Annotated in this window: 16 protein-coding genes; all 16 read left to right on the top strand. The window is 50.6% G+C overall.

All coding sequences use genetic code 11. The features are described from left to right. The first annotated feature begins 20 nt into the window (after window positions 1-20). Window positions 21-1,667: a chaperonin GroEL gene (gene groL, locus B9Y55_RS05310; protein WP_085544335.1), complete on the top strand. Its 1,647-nt coding sequence runs from the start codon at window positions 21-23 to the stop codon at window positions 1,665-1,667. 132 nt (window positions 1,668-1,799) lie between these two features. Next, on the top strand, window positions 1,800-3,332 hold the full coding sequence (gene guaA, locus B9Y55_RS05305) for a glutamine-hydrolyzing GMP synthase (RefSeq protein WP_085544334.1): 1,533 nt from the start codon (window positions 1,800-1,802) through the stop codon (window positions 3,330-3,332). 116 nt (window positions 3,333-3,448) lie between these two features. After that, entirely contained in the window at window positions 3,449-5,407 is a 1,959-nt protein-coding gene (locus tag B9Y55_RS05300) for a sodium-translocating pyrophosphatase (RefSeq protein WP_085544333.1), read from the top strand. Window positions 5,408-5,498: 91 nt separating this feature from the next. Then, entirely contained in the window at window positions 5,499-7,229 is a 1,731-nt protein-coding gene (gene dnaG / locus B9Y55_RS05295; RefSeq protein WP_085544332.1) for a DNA primase, read from the top strand. Window positions 7,230-7,405: 176 nt separating this feature from the next. Continuing rightward, complete coding sequence (gene rpoD / locus B9Y55_RS05290; protein ID WP_085544331.1) at window positions 7,406-8,551, top strand: RNA polymerase sigma factor RpoD; 1,146 nt, start codon at window positions 7,406-7,408, stop codon at window positions 8,549-8,551. Window positions 8,552-8,564: 13 nt separating this feature from the next. Further along, complete coding sequence (locus tag B9Y55_RS05285) at window positions 8,565-8,849, top strand: RNA-binding S4 domain-containing protein (protein ID WP_085544330.1); 285 nt, start codon at window positions 8,565-8,567, stop codon at window positions 8,847-8,849. Window positions 8,850-8,876: 27 nt separating this feature from the next. Next, window positions 8,877-10,160, top strand: a complete 1,284-nt coding sequence (eno, locus tag B9Y55_RS05280; RefSeq protein ID WP_085544329.1) for a phosphopyruvate hydratase — start codon at window positions 8,877-8,879, stop codon at window positions 10,158-10,160. A 42-nt stretch (window positions 10,161-10,202) separates the two neighbouring features. After that, entirely contained in the window at window positions 10,203-10,820 is a 618-nt protein-coding gene (locus tag B9Y55_RS05275) for a redox-sensing transcriptional repressor Rex (protein WP_085544328.1), read from the top strand. A gap of 60 nt (window positions 10,821-10,880) precedes the next feature. Continuing rightward, window positions 10,881-11,258, top strand: coding sequence for a preprotein translocase subunit YajC (yajC, locus tag B9Y55_RS05270; RefSeq protein ID WP_085544327.1), 378 nt, complete (start codon window positions 10,881-10,883; stop codon window positions 11,256-11,258). 98 nt (window positions 11,259-11,356) lie between these two features. Then, complete coding sequence (gene secD, locus B9Y55_RS05265; RefSeq protein ID WP_085544326.1) at window positions 11,357-12,754, top strand: protein translocase subunit SecD; 1,398 nt, start codon at window positions 11,357-11,359, stop codon at window positions 12,752-12,754. Window positions 12,755-12,770: 16 nt separating this feature from the next. Beyond that, window positions 12,771-13,649, top strand: a complete 879-nt coding sequence (gene secF / locus B9Y55_RS05260; protein ID WP_085544325.1) for a protein translocase subunit SecF — start codon at window positions 12,771-12,773, stop codon at window positions 13,647-13,649. Between the two features lie 229 nt (window positions 13,650-13,878). Beyond that, window positions 13,879-15,384 (top strand): single-stranded-DNA-specific exonuclease RecJ, encoded by a 1,506-nt coding sequence (locus B9Y55_RS05255; RefSeq protein ID WP_159448242.1) that lies wholly within the window; start codon window positions 13,879-13,881, stop codon window positions 15,382-15,384. 26 nt (window positions 15,385-15,410) lie between these two features. After that, window positions 15,411-17,672: a RelA/SpoT family protein gene (locus tag B9Y55_RS05250; protein ID WP_085544323.1), complete on the top strand. Its 2,262-nt coding sequence runs from the start codon at window positions 15,411-15,413 to the stop codon at window positions 17,670-17,672. Between the two features lie 4 nt (window positions 17,673-17,676). Next, entirely contained in the window at window positions 17,677-18,123 is a 447-nt protein-coding gene (gene dtd, locus B9Y55_RS05245) for a D-aminoacyl-tRNA deacylase (RefSeq protein ID WP_085544322.1), read from the top strand. A gap of 2 nt (window positions 18,124-18,125) precedes the next feature. Beyond that, entirely contained in the window at window positions 18,126-18,752 is a 627-nt protein-coding gene (locus tag B9Y55_RS05240; protein WP_085544321.1) for an MBL fold metallo-hydrolase, read from the top strand. Next, on the top strand, window positions 18,749-19,396 hold the full coding sequence (locus B9Y55_RS05235) for a JAB domain-containing protein (protein ID WP_085544320.1): 648 nt from the start codon (window positions 18,749-18,751) through the stop codon (window positions 19,394-19,396). Before B9Y55_RS05240 ends, B9Y55_RS05235 begins: the two co-directional genes overlap by 4 nt. Window positions 19,397-19,421 lie beyond the last annotated feature (25 nt).

Genomic DNA, 19,421 nt, shown 5'->3' with positions numbered 1-19,421 from the left:
TTAATAGGAGGTCAGTAAAAATGGCAAAAATTCTTTCCTTTGGTGAAGAAGCCCGTCGCTCTATGGAGCGTGGTATCAATAAAGTCGCCGACACCGTAGGTGTCACCCTTGGACCTAAGGGGCGCAACGTAGTTCTCGAGAAGAAGTTTGGCTCTCCCACCATAACCAACGACGGTGTGACCATAGCCAAAGAGATCGAGCTTGACGACCCTTACGAGAACATGGGGGCTCAGCTGGTCAAGGAAGTAGCCTCCAAGACCAACGACGTAGCGGGAGACGGAACCACCACCGCCACAGTTCTCGCCAGAGATATCATCCACGAGGGAATGAAGAACGTCGCCGCCGGCGCTAACGGTATTTTCCTCCGTATAGGCATCGAGAAGGCCGTCGATTTCGTGACCGAAGAGCTCAAGAAGAAGTCCATTCAGGTCAAAGGCAAAGAGGAGATCAGCCAGGTCGCCTCTATCTCCGCCAACGACAGCGTCGTGGGCAACCTCATAGCCGAGGCCATGGAGAAGGTCGGTGAGGACGGAGTTATCACCGTCGAGGACAGCCAGACCATGGGCACCACCCTTGAGACCGTCGAGGGACTTCAGTTCGACAAGGGCTACATCAGTCCCTACATGGTCACCGACCCAGAGCGTATGGAGGCAGCCCTTGAGGACGCCTACATCCTCGCCTACGACGGAAAGATCGGCAACATCAAAGACGTTCTTCCCATCCTCGAGAAGGTCGTTCAGACCGGCAAGCCCCTCCTTATCCTCGCAGAGGACGTAGAAGGTGAAGCCCTTGCTACCTTGGTGGTCAACAAGCTTCGTGGAACCATGCAGGTCGCGGCGGTCAAGGCCCCTGGCTTTGGCGAGCGCCGTAAGGCTATGCTTCAGGATATCGCCATAGTCACCGGCGGAGAGGTGATCACCTCCGACCTCGGCGAGAAGCTGGAGAACGTCGAGCTTTCCAAGCTGGGACGGGCCAAGAAGATAAGGGTCACCAAAGAGGAGACCACCATCGTCGAAGGTGCAGGTAACCCCGATGATATCAGAAAGAGAGCAGCCCAGATCCGTAGGGAGCTTGAGGAGTCTACCTCCGATTACGACAAGGAGAAGCTTCAGGAGCGTCTCGCCAAGTTGGTCGGTGGCGTCGCGGTCATCCAGGTTGGTTCCGCCACCGAGACCGAGCAGAAAGAGCTTAAGCTCAGGATCGATGACGCCCTTGCCGCTACCAGAGCCGCTGTTGAAGAGGGTATCGTCGCCGGTGGTGGCGTCGCCCTGGTCAGCTGCATCGATGCCCTTGCTAAGGAAATCGAGGGCTTTGCCGGTGACGTTAAGACCGGAGCTAACTTAGTCCTTAAGTCCCTTTCTTCACCTCTTCACCTCATCGCCAGCAACGCCGGTCTTCAGGGTGACGTAGTGGTCGAGAAGGTCCGTGGCATCGAGGAGGGCTTTGGCCTGAACGCCGCTACCGGTGAGTACGTGAACATGATAAAAGCGGGGATCATCGATCCTGTCAAGGTCACCAGGAGTGCCCTTGAGAACGCCGCTTCCGTCGCCAAGATGGTCCTCACCACCGAGGTACTGGTTGCCGACAAAAAAGAGGAAAAAGGCAGTGACCCTGCCGCCGGTATGGGCGGCATGGGTGGTATGGGTGGTATGGGTGGTATGTACTAGTCCCCTTTACGTCCTCAAGGGAGCCTCCGTGTTTTCTCGGAGGTTCCCTTTTTTTCGTAAACAGGGATTGCCGGAGTCGGCCTTTCTGGTATCATAATCCGATATTCAACCTACATTCGGGAGGAATCAGCCATGGACAATATAGTTATTTTGGATTGCGGCTCCCAGTTTACCCAGTTAATAGCCAGGAGGATCAGAGAGCTTAAGGTCCACAGTGAGATACTGCCTTGGGACGTCTCCGCCGATGAGATAGCCAAGAGATCCCCTAAGGGCCTTATCATCTCCGGTGGCCCTAGAAGCGTTCTGGAAGAAGGGGCCCCCAGGATAGACGAATCGGTGATCCAGATGGATCTTCCCGTTCTCGGGCTGTGTTACGGGATGCAGTATCTCTGTAAGGCTATGGGAGGTCAGGTAAGATCCTCCACCAGCAGGGAGTACGGAAGGGCCTACATAACGGTGATAGACGACGGTAGCCCTATCTACCGGGACGTTCCGGCAAAAAACCAGGTTTGGATGAGCCATGGGGACGATGTCGAGAGTCTTCCTGAGGGAACGATCATGACCTCCCGGACCGATGACGGTGTGATCGCCGGTTTTAGGTCCGAAGACGGCAGGGTAAACGGTTTTCAATACCATCCAGAGGTCGCCCATACCGAGTATGGGGAGACCATGTTGTCTAACTTCCTGTTCCACGTCTGTCGCTGTGCTGGCGACTGGGACCTAGGGGATTGGGTCGAAAACGCCGTCGAAGAGATCAGGGAAACCGTAGGGCAGGATAAGGTTATCTGCGGTCTTTCCGGTGGAGTTGACTCCTCTGTGGCCGCTGCGTTGGTATCTAAGGCTATAGGCGACAGACTTCAGTGTATCTTCGTCGATACCGGTATGATGAGGGACAAAGAGGCTGAGGAGGTCATGGAAAGCTACAGGGCTATGGACCTGAACGTGATACACGTAGATGCCTCTGAGCGGTTCCTCAAGGCCCTAGAGGGCGTGACCGAGCCTGAAAAGAAGCGCAAGGTGATAGGCGAGCTTTTCGTGAGGGTTTTCGAGGCGGAGTCTTCAAAAGTTTCCGACGCCAAGTGGCTTCTCCAGGGAACCCTCTATCCTGACGTTATAGAAAGCGGCCATAAAGGCAAAGGAGCGGCTGTCATAAAAAGCCACCACAACGTAGGAGGCCTTCCTGATGACATGAGCCTGAAGGTTCTTGAGCCTTTGAGGGATCTCTTTAAGGACGAGGTTCGTGCCTTAGGGAGGATAATAGACGTTCCTGAGGACATAGTATCGAGGCATCCTTTCCCTGGTCCGGGGCTGGCGGTTCGCTGTCTTGGCGATATAACGGTGGAAAAACTGGATATACTCAGAAAAGCGGATAGGATCTACCTTGACGAGATCAGAAAGGCCGGCCTTTATAACGATATATGGCAGGCTTTCGCCGTATTGCTCCCTGTCTACACCGTAGGGGTAATGGGAGACGACAGGACCTACGCCAGGGTTTTGGCTTTGAGGGCTATAACCTCTTCCGACGGAATGACCGCCGAATGGTTCCGTTTCCCGAACGAAGTTCTAGATCGAATCTCCACCAGAATATGCAATGAAGTTCAAGGTGTAAACCGAGTGGTCTACGATGTCACCAGTAAACCACCGGCAACGGTGGAATGGGAATAACCGTCCCTTGTCTTTATTCAAGGCCTTTACTATAATGTTCTAGTTTTGGGCGGACCGGTCCCTTCGAGGGGCCTGTAACGTGGTTGGTTTTATAGAAAACAGAGGAGGTCTGGTTTATGGGTCAAATTTTTACGCTTGTCGGTTTTACCGGCATCCTGGCTCTTGTCTTTGCGATGTCTTCCTATCGCAAAGTCAACAGGTTCAGGGTCGATAATGATAGGGTGAATGAGCTCTCCGAGATCATTCATCAGGGGGCAATGGCGTTTCTGAACAGGGAATACAGGTGGCTTTTCCCCTTCGTGATACTGGTCGCCGTTCTGTTGACCTGGAAGCTAGGTCTTCCTACCGCTTTGGCCTTTGTCCTTGGAGCCCTGTGCAGTGCCGTTGCGGGATACATCGGCATGAACGTGGCCACCAAGTCCAACGGAAAGACCGCTTACGCCGCTACCAGAGGCATGAATGCAGCTCTGGGAGTGGCTTTCAAAGGCGGTACCGTTATGGGTATGGCGGTAGTGGGACTTGGGGTCCTGGGGGTCTTGGTATGTTACTTCCTTTACAGAGATCCTAGCGTCATCACCGGATTTGGATTTGGCGCTAGCTCGATCGCTCTCTTTGCCCGTGTTGGCGGCGGGATCTACACCAAGGCCGCTGACGTAGGAGCGGACCTCGTCGGTAAAGTCGAGGCCGGGATTCCTGAGGACGATCCGAGAAACCCCGCTACCATAGCGGACAACGTCGGAGACAACGTAGGGGACATCGCAGGCATGGGTGCGGACCTATTCGAATCCTACGTCAACTCCATTATAGCCGCTATGGCTATAGGCGTTATTACCATGGGTACCGTTGGAGTGGCTTACCCCCTGGTCCTTGCGGCCCTCGGCATACTAGGGTCTATCCTTGGTACCTTCGTCGTCAGGGTCAAAGACGGCGGTAACGCTCAGGCAGCCCTCAGAAACGGCACTTTCCTGACCGGCGGCCTGATGATCCTTGGAGCCTTTTTTGCCACAAAGCTCATGACAGGAGATATGGGGCTCTTCTGGAGCGTCCTTTCCGGTATTCTCGTGGGAGTTCTCATCGGCTGGGTCACCGAGATCTATACCTCCGCTGACTACCGCTCCGTTAAGAACATCGCTAGAGCCACCGAGACCGGTGCTGCTACAACTATACTTGCCGGTATATCCGTAGGGATGGTCTCCACCGTGGTGCCTGTGCTCATGATCTGTGCCGCTACCTTGATAAGCTTCAAGTTCGGTGGACTTTTTGGCATAGCCTGTGCTGCGGTCGGTATGCTTTCCATCACCGGTATGACCCTTAGCGTAGATGCCTACGGTCCTATCGCCGACAACGCCGGTGGTATCGCCGAGATGAGCAAACTTCCTCCTGAGGTCCGCAAGATAACCGACAAGCTCGATGCGGTAGGAAACACCACCGCTGCTATGGGTAAAGGTCTGGCCATAGGCTCAGCCGCACTGACCGCCCTTTCCCTTTTCTCCGCCTACGCCACCGCGGTGAATCTGAGCACGATAGACCTCAGCAACCCCACCGTCATGACCGGACTCTTCATCGGTGGAATGTTGCCCTTCCTCTTCAGCGCCCTGACCATCCAGGCTGTAGGAAGAGCGGCGGAGCACATGATAGACGAGGTCCGTCGTCAGTTCAGGGAGATCCCAGGCATCATGGAGGGAACCGCCCGTCCTGAATACGAGAAGTGCGTCGAGATATCCACCGGTGCCGCTCTGAAAGAAATGGTGATACCGGGCCTTCTAGCAATCGTTTCTCCTATCCTAGTCGGAGTCTTCCTCGGTCCCGAGGCCCTTGGCGGTCTGCTCGGCGGCTCTATAGTTACCGGTGTCATGATGGCTATATTCATGTCCAACTCCGGAGGAGCCTGGGATAACGCTAAGAAATACATAGAAGAGGGACATCACGGCGGCAAAGGAACCGAGCAACACGCTGCTGCGGTAGTGGGAGATACGGTCGGAGACCCCTTCAAGGACACCTCTGGGCCGAGCCTCAACATCCTTATAAAGCTTATGTCCGTTGTGGCCGTGGTTATGGCCCCCCTATTCCTGTAGGGAAATAGTATAAGGGACAAACGAAAAAACAGGACAGGGGAGAGCGTGAGCCTTCCCTGTCCTGTTTTTCGTCTTTTAAGGAGGTTTTTTTTTGGGCGACGATGTAGGTAGAATAAAGGACAAATTGGATATCGTCGATGTAATAGGAGATTACGTAAAACTTATCAGAAGCGGTCAAAGCTACAAGGGGCTCTGCCCCTTTCACGATGAAAAAACCCCTTCTTTCCACGTTTCCCAGGAAAGGCAGACCTGGCATTGCTTTGGGTGCGGAAAGGGAGGGGATATATTCACCTTTATGATGGACAGAGAGGGACTTTCCTTTGCCGAGACTTTGGATGTTCTGTCAAAAAGGGCGGGCATAGAGCTTCAGTTTAAGTCAGAAGAGGGTAAAAACAGGAAAAACCTTTTTGAGGTCATGGAATACGTCTCTAATCGTTATATAAAGACCCTTCGTGGTGACCAAGGTGCTGCCGCTAGGTCATACCTGTTTAGACGAGGGATCGACGAAAAGGTCTGTCGCGATTTTTCACTCGGTTGGGCTCCTCCCTCCTGGGATTTTCTCGTGAAAGACTGCGGCCTGTCCTCTATGGAGCTTGGTGATCTGGTTCGGTGTGGCATGGCGATCCAGGGGGATAGAGGATATTACGACAGGTTTAGAGGACGGATTATCTTTCCCATAAAGGACATATCCGGTAGAACTATCGCTTTTGGAGGAAGGATTACCGAAGGCGATGGAGCTAAATACCTCAATAGTCCTGAGACGGAGATCTACAGCAAGAGAAAAACACTATACCTCATAGAAAAGGCGAAGTCAGCCATAAGGGAGAAGGGGCACGCTATACTGGTCGAAGGCTATATGGACGCTATCAGATCCCACATGAATGGTTTTCCTCAGACTGTAGCTACTTTAGGAACCGCCTTGACGGAGGAACAGGCCACTATAATAAAACGACTGGCCGACAGGGTTTATATCTGTTACGATGCTGACGGAGCAGGGCAGGCCGCCGCCCTGAGAGGGATGTACGTCCTTCAGAAGGCCGGATTGTCGGTTAAAGTGGTCAGTCTGCCTAAAGGCAAAGACCCTGATGACTTGCTATCCGACCCAGATGGGGCTATTGAGTATAAAGATCGTCTAAGATCCGCTCTTTCCCTCGTGGATTACCACATAGCTCTGAGGGAATCTGCTATGGCCGATGGGGACTCCCGAAAATCGGCTGTAGAAGACCTCCTCGAGGGGCTTGCTTCCCTCGACATGGTCGATATCTCTCCCTATCTTCCCAAGCTAGCCGCTGTTTTAGGAATAAGGGACTTTGAGGTCTTGGACGAATTGAGATCCAGGAAAAGAAGGCCCTTTGTCCCTCATGAAAAAAACACTCCAGATGGCCCTGTGGAGGATATGGACGGAACACCACCTCTAACGGATCCAGATAAGACTGAGATGGCTTTAATAGCTCTTCTATGGCAACAGGGAGAACTTCGAAAAAACTGTGATCTTCAAGAACTGTTCTGCCTTATCTCCGACGATCGTCTTAAGCTGATGGCCAGTTCTATCCTCTCCGGTGATTCCTGTGACTCTCTGGAGAGGCGATGGCTTGAGGCTGGCGATAGCTTCCAGATAAGGGTGCTTGCCAAAGGCGGCTCCTACCTGGAGGAGTTCCCCAGTGACTTTAACCGTAACTGGGAACTTTTTTGCTCTCTTTTACGTCGCAAAAAGGCTCAAATGCGGTATAATGAACTCCGTGTAAAAATGCTCCAAGGAGCGGCATCTCCTGAAGAGATAAAAGAACACGAGGAAATCAGACAGATTCTGTGTCTCAAATAGGGTGTGTTATGGTGGCGGTATGGTGATTATCTCCATATTTTTGGAGATGCCCTGTATGGATAGTCTAAGTTACAACCACAGAACTCTCTTAGAATGCAGGAGAAGCTTATTGTTCGAGAGGAGGGAGGTCGTCTCATCCCACGGCTAAAGTCATGTGGTGGTGATGGCCAAACAACATGAAAAATCTCGTTGATCAACAGGACGCAGGTGACGACCTAGAGGTTGAACTAGACCAAACCGAGGTCGTTCTGGATCAGTATCTCGATAAGATCAAAGATATCCTTCTGGAGGGGCAGAGCAAGGGGTATGTAACCAAGGACGACATAGAACGGCACATGAACCATCATGTCCTAAACGAAGCTCTTTTGGACAAGATCTACGAAAACCTGGAGGCATTAGGCATCAATATCCACAAACCGGAGGACTCAGAGGAGTTCGAGGAGGAAGATCCTCTTCCCCTTGTCCCTTGTGAGTCCTCATCGTCCGATTTAGGGTCGATATCCGACCCGGTCAGGATGTATCTCAGGGAGATTGGCACCATCCCTCTTCTCACCCAGCAACAGGAGGTAGAGCTTGCAAAAAGCATAGAGGAAGGGGATAAAGAGGCTAAGTCCAAATTAGTGGAGGCCAACCTCCGTCTGGTCGTCAGTATAGCTAAGAAGTATATGGGAAGAGGAATGCTTTTTTTGGATCTCATCCAGGAGGGCAATCTCGGCTTGATCAGAGCGGTTGAAAAGTTCGACTACACCAGAGGCTATAAATTCAGTACCTATGCGACCTGGTGGATAAGGCAGGCCATCACCAGGGCTATTGCCGATCAGGCTAGAACCATTAGAATACCTGTCCATATGGTAGAGACGATCAATAAGGTAATGAGGACCTCCAGAAACTTAGTCCAAAGCCTAGGTCGAGAGCCCTCGGACGAGGAAATAGCCGCAGAAATGGGTATAGAGCCCTCAAAGGTGGTCCAGATAAGGCGGGTTGCCCAGGAGCCTGTCTCCCTGGAATCTCCGGTAGGGGAGGAAGACGACAGCGAGCTTGGGGACTTTATAGAGGACAAGGACATGATAAGTCCTGATGAATCGACCTCGATGGAATTCCTAAGGGGACAGCTTGACAAGGTCTTAGATGGTTTGACGGACAGAGAACAGCAGGTGCTCAGGCTTAGGTTTGGCTTTGACGACGGTCAGTGTTATACCTTAGAGGACGTAGGTAAAAGATTCGGTGTCACCAGAGAGCGCATTCGCCAGATAGAGGCTAAAGCCCTCAGGAAACTTCGCCACCCCAGCAGAACTGTGACATTGAAGGATTATATGTCTTGAAAAGAGAGATAGAATGACAATTAGAGTAGATAAATACCTTAAACTTTCCAGGCTGGTAAAGAGGCGGACGATCGCCCAGGAGATGGTGGACGTCGGTGCGGTGAGGATCTCCGGTCGAAAGGTAAAACCCTCTGCGGACGTAAAAGTAGGCGATATCCTGGAGGTAGCCTTTCCTAGGAGGCTTTTAAAGGTGGAGGTCCTAATAGACGACGAATCTGTGCTCAAAAGAAAGGGAGTAGAGCCTTATCGGATGCTTCTGGACGAAAAGCTTTCCCCGGAGGATAAAGTCTGGGGTTGAACTTGGTTGATTTAGGAGGGATGTTCGATGAGTACTATAGTAGGGATACACGGTAGGGAGATACTGGACTCAAGGGGAAATCCTACGGTAGAGGTCGAGGTTATCCTCGAATCAGGGGTAGTTGGAATGGCTGCTGTCCCATCAGGGGCCTCTACTGGCACCTTTGAGGCAGTCGAACTGCGGGACGGTGGCGATCGCTATATGGGAAAAGGGGTTCTCAAAGCGGTGGAGAACGTCAACGACAGGATAGCACCGGAGATAATTGGAATGGACGTCGCGGAACAGGCCTACATAGATCGAGCTATGATAGATCTCGACGGTACCGCCAATAAAGAGGTACTTGGGGCAAACGCTATTCTAGGTGTCTCCATGGCCGTAGCCAGGGCTGCCTCCATCTATTTTGACATGCCCCTTTGGAACTATTTAGGTGGGTTAGGTCCTTTCTCCCTTCCCACCCCTATGATGAACGTCATAAACGGAGGGGCCCACGCGGATAACAACCTGGATATCCAGGAGTTTATGGTTATGCCATATGGTGCGGACAGTTTTTCCGAGGCCCTGAGGATGAACACAGAGGTTTATCATCACCTTAAGAGTATGTTGAAGAAGAAAGGTCACTCCACCGCTCTGGGGGACGAAGGTGGTTTTGCCCCTAACCTGGGCAGCAACAGGGAAGGATTCGATATTCTCGTCGAGGCGATAGAGAAAGCCGGTTATCGTCCTGGAGAGCAGATAGGTATCGCCGTGGACGTCGCAGCGTCGGAAATCTTCTCCGACGGCATCTATACCTTCAAAGGGGAGGGTAAGAAATTCTCCTCTGAAGAACTGAACGATTATTATGCCGGTCTCTGCGACGACTATCCTATCGTTTGCATCGAAGACGGAATGGCCGAGGACGATTGGAATGGTTTTGCCCTTATGACCTCTACGTTAGGTAAAAAAATACAGATCGTCGGTGACGACCTTTTCGTCACCAACAGAGAAAGACTTGCCAGGGGAATAAAAGAGAACTCCGCTAACGCCATTCTCATAAAATTGAATCAGATAGGGTCCCTATCCGAGACCCTTGACGTCATAAGGACCGCTAGAAACGCCGGCTTTGCGACGGTCATATCCCACAGGTCAGGAGAGACCGCTGATTCCTTTATAGCCGACCTATCGGTAGCGGTAGGAGCTGGTCAGATAAAGACCGGTGCGCCTGCCAGAACCGACAGAGTGGAGAAGTACAATCAGCTCCTTAGAATAGAAGAGGCTATAGGGGATAACTCCCCTTATGCTGGCATCTCTGCCATAAACTGCAGCGGGAGATAACCGTCAGGTCGGTTCATCGCCGATCCTTGAGGAGGTTTTTTTATGAAGGTCGCTGAACCGACGGTGGAGCGTCTGGTGCAATACCGACGGCTCCTTGAGCGTTTAGTTCAGGAAGATGTGTCGGTGGTCTCGTCCAGAGATATAGGGGATATGCTGGGTTACAAAGCAAGCCAGGTCAGGAAAGACCTATCCTACTTCGGGGAAATAGGAAAGCGAGGGGTAGGATACGGCGTGGAGAGGTTGCTCTCCCACGTAGAGGATATTCTCGCACCGCCCAAAAAATGGCGAATAGGCCTGGTGGGAGTTGGCCGTTTAGGCGAAGCGATTATAGACCACAGGGCGTTCCTATCACAGGACTACGAGATAGTCGCCCTTTTTGACGTATCGGAGAAAAAAATAGGCAAAGTTTTTTTAGGTAAGCCCTGTTTTTCCCTTGCCGATATGCCGAAAAAACTGTCTGAGCTGGATATAGACGTCATAATGTTGACAGTTCCAAAGGAAGCTGCTCAGTCCTGTGTTGATATAGCTACCTCCAGCGGAGTAATTCGGGGGATCCTGAACTTTTCCCCTTCTTCTATCTCCGTGCCTGAGGGAGTTATAGTCTACTCTGTAGACATATCCGTAGAGCTTGAAAAATTGTTGTTCTATCTCAAACACTGAAGTCCATGGTAGAATAGGCACTTGAGAACGTACAAGGACAAGATATAGGAGGCGGTATCGTTGAATCAAAGCGGGCAGGCAGGAGCAATGCAGATGTTTTTTCCCCTGGTCATATTCGTGGTAATATTCTACTTCTTCATAATCAGACCACAGAAGAAGAGGCAGAAGAAACACGATGACCTTATAGGGTCTTTGGGCAGGGGCGATAGGGTTATCACCGCTGGTGGATTTATCGGCATCGTCAGGGAAGTCAAGGATGATAGCTTCATACTGGAGATCTCCGAGGGCGTTAAAGTAAGGGTCCTTAAAGGCTCGGTCTCCAGCAAGATGGCTGTCGAAACAGGGGAGTCTCAAAAGACCTCTAAGGATGAGACCAAGTCGGACTCCGACTCCGGCAAGGTTGGGCTCTCCAAGGAAACTCCGGAAGACTCTAAGTAGATCGATCCGGTAAATGTCTGGAGTGGATGTCCTCCAACGCATCCACTCCTTTTTTCGTTTTTATCTTTTATGAGTAGAGTCAGGAGGTAGCGAATTTTATGCTGAGAAAAGATCGTTGGCGGCTGGGATTGGTGGCTGTCGTCATCATCGCAGCGGTAGCATCGGTTTTCCCTGTCAAGGGAAGAATTAACCTGGGACTTGACCTCAAAGGTGGGGCTCACATAGTCCTCCAGGCCAAAGGCACCGAAGAAAACCCCCTTACCCACGACAGCGTTGAGAGGCTGCTCGTCGTCTTAAGAAACCGGGTCGACCAGTATGGTGTGGCAGAACCTCTCATTCAGAGAGAGGGACAGGACAGGGTTATAGTCGACCTGCCAGGGGTGGAAAACCCGGAGCATGCCCTTGACCTTATAGGTAGGACGGCCCTTCTCGAGTTCCGTCAAGTTTTACAGTCGACAGGCTCTCTTCCCCCAAAAGCGGAGCGGCCTAACTACGACTCCGATGAGGAGTACCAGACTGCGGTGGAGAGATGGAACGAGGTAAAAAAACAAAGAGATCAGCTTGAGGTAAGGCTAAGGGAAGAAGCGGCCTCCGATAGCTCCACTAAGGTTGCCGTCGACGAGTCAGGCCGCATTTATCTTCTCGGTTCTCCCTATGTGACAGGCAAAGATCTCAAAGACGCAAAGACCACCTACGATAACCTTGGTCGACCTGTAGTCAGCCTGGAGTTTAACGACCAGGGCGCTAAGTTGTTCGATGAGGCGACCTCGGAAAACGTAGGCAACCAAATTGCCATCGTCCTAGACGGATCGGTCGTATCCGCCCCTGTCGTTCAAGAGCGTATAAGCGGTGGGGCTGCTCAGATCTCCGGTCGATTTACCCCTGAAGAGGCCAGAAACCTCGCTATAATGCTCAGGGCCGGTGCTCTCCCTGTTCCGGTGGATATCCTTGAAAATCGCTCCGTTGGACCTACCCTTGGAGCTGACTCAATTCAGGCAGGGTTAAAAGCCGGAATCATCGGCTGCGTTTTGGTCGTCCTGTTTATGCTCCTCTACTACAGGGTTCTCGGTGTAGCTGCGGACGTGGCTTTGGTCGTCACCATGCTGATACTATTTGCGCTGCTTATAAGCTTTAAAGCCACTCTGACCCTCCCCGGCATCGCCGGTATTATACTGACCATAGGTATGGCGGTGGACGGTAATATACTGATCTACGAGAGAATAAAAGAGGAATACAGGGATGGTAAGACCCCCTTAGCTTCCCTGGAAGCGGGGTTCAAAAAGGCCTTCAAGACAATCCTGGATGCCAACGTCACGACCCTTATCGCTGCCTCGGTTCTCTATTATTTCGGGAGTGGACCGATCAGAGGTTTTGCCCTGACCCTTACTTTCGGCATAGTGGCCAGCGTCTTTAGCGCTCTTTTGGTGACAAGGGTCCTGCTTCAGGTAATGGTGGGACGCAACGGCATTCCTTCTCTGTCCCGTAGAAATCAATAGGGGAGGCATAAAAACTATGGAAAAATTAGCTAAGTATCGTTTTAATTTCATGGGCTACCGTCGCCAAGCTATGGCGGTAAGCGCGATTCTCATACTGATAAGCCTAGGTTCCCTTCTGACAAAGGGATTAAACCTAGGGATAGATTTTACCGGTGGAAATCTGGTGCAGATAGAGTTTCAGGCACCTGTTGAGGTCGGAGATGTCAGAGACGTTTTGGCCCAAACCGGTCAGGAAAGTGCGGTAATACAGGCCTATAGCGACAGGGGCGTTATTATACGCCTTAAAGCGGAGGAAGAGGACGTAAGACAGCGTGCTGTAGAGGCCCTTCGCTCCAAATACGAAACCCTTCAGGTCCTAAGGTTTGAAAAAGTAGGTCCTGTGGTGGGACAGCAGCTTAGGCAAGAGGCCTTTATAGCCCTTGGTCTCGCCTTGCTCGGTATTCTGGCCTACATAACCGTCCGTTTTCAGTTTAGATTTGCCGCCGCTAGCGTCGTGGCCCTTCTGCACGACACCATAATAACCCTTGGTGTCTTCAGTCTCACCGGCAGAGAGATCTCGGTTACCTTTATCGCGGCTATTCTCACCATCGTTGGCTACTCTCTCAACGATACTATTGTGGTTCTGGATAGGGTCAGGGAAAATTGGAAGCATCTCAGAAGCTGGGGTGTCGATGACACCATGAACGTCTCCATAAACCAGACCCTCTCAAGGACGATAAACACCTCCTTAACCACCTTTCTCCCGGTTTTAGCCTTCTACATCTGGGGAGGACCTGTGCTGTCCAACTTCTCTTTTGCCCTTATGGTGGGTATTTTGGTAGGTACTTACAGCTCTATCTACGTGGCCAGCTCGATACTCGACGAGTGGTTTAAAAAATCCCCGTTAAAGGGATAAAAAAGGGATTGAACGGGGAGGGGGCCTATGCTCTCTCCCTTTTTTGTTCTATCCACTGTGTAATTTCAAAGTTTATAAGGAGGGGGAGTCGATGCTTCCTGTTTGTTCAACGGAGCTAATAGATATATTTTCCCTAGATCGAGAGTCTTCTGACCTCGCTCACAGTCTAGGTTGTTCCGAACTGGTCGCTGCGGTACTGAGATCAAAAGGTTTTTCCGATATGGAAAGCATGTCTAAACGCTTAAGCCTGGACCTTAAGGACTGTTTAAACGGTCTGGATATCGGTCCAGGATCTGTGGAGACCGCCCTTGAATGGGGTAAAGCCGTTCCTGGGGCTAGAGTTATGGTTTACGGTGATTATGACGTCGACGGAGTATGTTCATCTGCCCTTGCGGTGGAGATGGCCAGAGAGTCTGGAGCCAAGTCGGTTCATTACTATCTCCCCCACCGACAGAAAGAGGGCTATGGAGTTCACCTAAATGTCATAAAAAAAGCCCTTAAAGGTGGTATAGAGACCCTCATAGTCACCGACTGTGGCTCTAAAGACGTGGAATCCATCGAATACGCCGTCGACAACGGAATGAACGTAATGGTCTTTGATCATCACTCTGTCGAAGGAAACACCATAGATATTGAGGCTTTCGTTAACCCTCAAAGAGGAGGCTCTGAGGAGGCAAAAACCTTATGTGCTACCGCTGTCCTGTGGAGTTGGGCGTTCAGCGAAGGGATCCTGCCTTCCAGATGGCTGATGGAAAGATTGGACCTAGTCGCTATGTCCACCGTTGGAGACTGTGTAAGTATGGGGTATCTTAACAGGGCTTTGGTTCAGGAAGGTCTTACCGTCCTTAAAAGTTCCAAAAGGCCTGGTTTAGCCAGGCTTGTCGACCGTCTTGGCTTGGTAAAAGAGGATATAGACGAAAGTTCGTTGGCTATGAAGCTGGTACCCTGTCTAAACGCCGCTGGACGAATGGACGTAGCGGACCTCTCGTTATCGGTGATCCTGACAGGAGATCTCTCCTCCATAGATCGTCTAGAGGACCTTAACGTCAGAAGAAAAAAGATCTCCAGCGATATAGCTGCAGACATAGCTAAAAAACTTGAAAATTACGTCGAACACGTTATGTATAACCCAGATTGGCCGGTTGGCTTGCTAAGTGCAATCGCTAGTAGGCTTTGCTCAAGGTACTCCCTCGGTTTTGCCCTGGCTGCTCCCTCCGGGAAGGGGATAAAGGGAACTTTAAGGGTCCCTGATGGCGGAAATGCGGTAGAGATTTTATCGGAATTGGCTCCTCTGCTTGATTCCTGGGGAGGTCATCCCTATGCCGCTGGTTTCTCTGTCAGCAATTCCAGATGGGAAGAGCTTTCTTCAGCTTTGGAGATAAAGCTCAGATCGATTGAAGTGGCGGAAAAGCCGGAAACGGTGGTAGACTATGATCCATCTATGTTTGACCTTCTGATCTGGAAAGATCTGAACCGCATAGGTCCCTTTGGACAGGATAACCCATTCCCCTGTTTTTTCACCTCTCGAGAGGGAGGGGAGAGGCTAATTCCTCTTGGAGAAGGAGGAGTTCACGCTAAAATAGAGTCGGGATCAAAAAAACTAATTGCCTTTAACGGAGCCTGTCAGCATAGATCGATGGAGAGGATCCGTGGCTGGGTCTATAGACCTAGCATCAACTCCTGGAGAGGTCGAAAGGACCTTCAGTTCATAGTGGAAAAAATAGTGATGTTTTAAAAATATTTAGACCGGAGGTGAGGTATATGACCGGTGATGTAAAGAAAACCTCCAGCAAAAAGGAGATGTTCTCCCTTAGAGACAGTTTTATGGGCCGTATTCCTGAAAGCCAGCGCTCTGTTACCGTTAAATTTGCCTGGCAGGAACTCTGGTCCAAGGTCTCTCGGTATCTATCCAGAGAGGAGCTTATGGATTTAGGGGAGGCCCTGATATTTGCCGCGGTGGCCCATGGAGACCAAAAAAGAGGGACAGGGGAGCCTTACATAATACACTGTGTTTACGTAGCGTCCCTTCTGGCGGACATGAAGATGGATCTTCAGACGATGCAGGCGGCCCTTCTCCACGACTGTATCGAGGACACTGTGGTCACTAAAGAGGAGCTCGTCGAGAGATTTGGCTCTGAGGTAGGGGTCCTGGTGGATGGGGTAACTAAGCTTGGGAAACTTCCCTTTAAATCCTTTGAGGACTATCAGGCGGAAAATCTCCGAAAGATGTTCTTGGTCATGGCCAAAGACATTCGAGTCGTGCTGATCAAGCTTGCGGACAGAACCCATAACATGAGGACTTTAGGTGCCCTAAGGAAAGACAAACAACAGAGAATAGCGAAGGAAACTTTGGAAATATACGCTCCTTTAGCCCACCGTCTTGGTATATATCAGGTAAAGAGGACTCTCGAGGACCTCGCTTTTAAGTATTACGACCCTAATATGTACTACGAGATAAGAAAAAAAGTCCAAAAAAGGCTCCCTGAGAGGGAAGCCACGATAAAAAAAGCTATAGAGGAGTTGGAGGTTAGACTTAAAGATCACGGTATAGACGCCTTCATAAAGGGACGAGCTAAACATTTTTATAGCATTTTAGAAAAGATGAATCGAAAGGGCCTTTCGGTGGACCAGCTATACGATCTGCTGGCGATGAGGGTGACAGTAGACGATGTGACCACCTGCTACACCGTTTTAGGCATAGTACACACCGTATGGAAGCCCATACCGGGTCAGTTTGACGACTATATAGCTAATCCTAAGAACAACATGTACCAGTCTCTTCACACCACCGTAGTCGGTCCCTCTGGAGAACCTATGGAGGTTCAGATAAGGACCTGGGAGATGCACTGGTTGGCCGAATACGGTGTCGCCGCTCACTGGAGATATAAAGAGGGCTCCAATAAAATGGACGATCTAGACACCAAACTGGAGTGGATCAGACAGGCCATCGAGGGAGGCCAGGAGACGAGGCCAGAGGAGTTTATGGAGCGCCTTAAAGACGACGTGCTTACCTCCGACGTCTTCGTTTTTACACCTCAGGGAGACGTTAAATCCCTTCCAAGAGGGGCCTCTCCTGTCGATTTTGCCTTTGCTGTACACACTCAGGTCGGTAACCAGTACGTAGGTGCTATGGTCAACAACCGTATCGTTCCGGCGGACTACGAGCTTCAAAACGGCGATATAGTCAAGGTTCTGACCTCCCCTCAGGGCAAGCCCTCGAGAGACTGGCTCAAAGTCGTCAAGAGCAGCAAGGCTAAGCTCAAGATAAGAAACTACTTCAAACATCTCGACTCGGTAGCGAAATCGGAGGCTATCCAGAGGGGCAGAGAGCTTCTGGACAGGGAGCTTAAGAAGAGATATCCAGACCAGAGTAATTCTCACTCTCAGGACGATATAGGTGCTGCTTTAAACAAAATAGCTAGAGATATGGGGTACAATAACGGCGAGGACGTGTTCTACTCTATTGGATCAAACGCCCACTCTCCTGGCTCCATAGCTGCCCGAATATCCGCTGTTTTGCCCGATTCTCCTGGCGATTCATCCAACGTTGTACCCGATCCAGCCCCTCAAAAAATGATAAGAAAAGATAACCTTGATATTTTCGTCGAAGGGGCGGAGGGGGTTTTGGTAAAACTCTCCGACTGCTGTAAACCGGTTCCAGGAGACAGCATAGTCGGCTTCTCCACCAGAGTCAGAGGGATTACCGTCCACAGGGAGAACTGTGCCAATATATCTAAAATACCCTCAGAGAGGCTTATCCAGGTATCCTGGGGACATACAGGAAAAAAACGATACGAAGCCAGAATTATAGTCGATGCACTGGATAGACCTGGTCTTTTTTCCGACGTCGCTCAGGCGGTCTCTCAGGCTGAGTCCAGTTTGCCCTCGGTAAAGGCAAATCAAATCGGTGGAGGACAGGCCAGGATGAAGCTTGAGGTCACCGTCAGGAACTTGGAGCATCTTTATACAGTGATAGCCAGAATAAATACCGTTAAAAATGTGATTGACGTAAATAGGGGGTAAGGTCATGAAGGCTGTTGTTCAGCGAGTTTTAAGCTCAGCTGTGGTTGTAGACGGTGAGGAAGTCGGAAGGATAGGTAATGGCTTATGCGTCCTCCTAGGTGTGACCCATGGAGACGGACCGGATCAAGCTAGATGGCTTTCGGATAAAATAGCCTCTCTGAGGGTGTTTGAGGATCAAAATGGAAAACTCAACCTGTCTTTGAAGGAAGTCGATGGTCAGGTCCTGGTGGTCTCTCAGTTCACCTTATACGCCGACTGTCGGAAGGGAAGGAGACCTTCCTTCGTTGAGGCAGCGGAGCCAGTTGAGGCTAAAAAACTTTACGAACTTTTTGTGGATGAGCTAAAAGCCAAGGGCCTATCGGTCGCAACCGGTGTTTTTCAGGCCCACATGGACCTTGAGATACACAACGATGGTCCGGTAACTTTGATTATTGAAACCCCGGAGGTTTAATTATGGATTACAGAAGATTTCCTTTAGGACCCCTTTGGACTAACGGTTATATTTTCTGGGATAAAGACGGAGCCGCTTTTTTCGTCGATCCAGGAGGGGATCCGGAAGACGTGATAAATTGGATCAACAGGGAGAATCTCTCTCTGAAGGCTATTATACTCACCCACGGACACGCCGATCATATCGCAGGAGCAGCGAAGCTTCTCGAGGAATTTCAGTGTGAACTAATGGTTAACAAAGATGACGAACCGATGCTCTCTAATGGGGAGAAGAACCTTTCAGTTAACTTAGGAACCGAGTGTCCCCCGATACTAGCCACTGGATACCTGGCCCATGGAGAAACGTTTTCCGTAGGGACCATGGATCTAAAGGTAATTCACACACCAGGACACACTATGGGAAGCTGTTGTCTCTTGGTGACCGATGAAGGTCGCTCGGTTCTTATCACCGGAGATACCCTTTTCGCGAGAAGTATAGGAAGGACCGACCTTCCTGGAAGTGTTCCAGATCTCATGGCCGGTTCTTTAAACCTTTTCATGGATATGGACGATGATCTTAAAGTCCTCCCTGGCCATGGTCCAGAGACCTCTCTAAAGGTAGAAAAAAGAGAAAATCCCTTTTTGTCATGACCGGCGATCAGCTCCCAAGGGAAAGGCTTCTTTTGAAGGGACCATCCGCTTTGAGCGATGGAGAGCTACTGGCTGTCCTGCTGAGGACCGGAGATGGATCTCGAGATGTCGTTGGGTTATCAAGCTACATCCTTAGCTCCTTCGGTGGACTTAGGGGATTAAGCAAATCGTCGGTACAGGAATTGATGTCCTTGAAAGGTTTAGGGGTGGCGAAGTCAACCGCTATACTTGCGGCAATCGAACTTGGTCGACGAATATCCCTATTGGCCCTGAATGAATCGGGAGACAGGACCAAGATCTCCGTTGCTTTGGATGAGATAAGGTTATTTATTTCTGAAGAGGATAGAGAGTTTATAATAGCCCTTTTCCTCGACGAAAAAGAGGGTATTATAGCCAGGGAAAAGCTTTCCTATGGAGGACCTGATGGGGCCTCTTTGGACCTCAGATATCTTCTAAAAAAAGCTGTAAGGTTAGATTCAAAGGGATTGGTATTGGTGCATAACCATCCCAACGGTACTTTAGATAGCAGTTACGAGGATAAGGTTTTAACGAAAATAGTAAAGGAAAAGACCGATGCTTTAGGATTGGATTTTCTAGGGCACTATATAGTGTCACGGCAGGGTATAGCTGCTGTTTCGCTGTAAAGGTGTACATAAGAGGAGGAACAAA

It is taken from the genome of Dethiosulfovibrio salsuginis, from assembly GCF_900177735.1.
Classification (GTDB): domain Bacteria; phylum Synergistota; class Synergistia; order Synergistales; family Dethiosulfovibrionaceae; genus Dethiosulfovibrio; species Dethiosulfovibrio salsuginis.
This window is presented reverse-complemented; position numbering and strand designations above follow the sequence as displayed.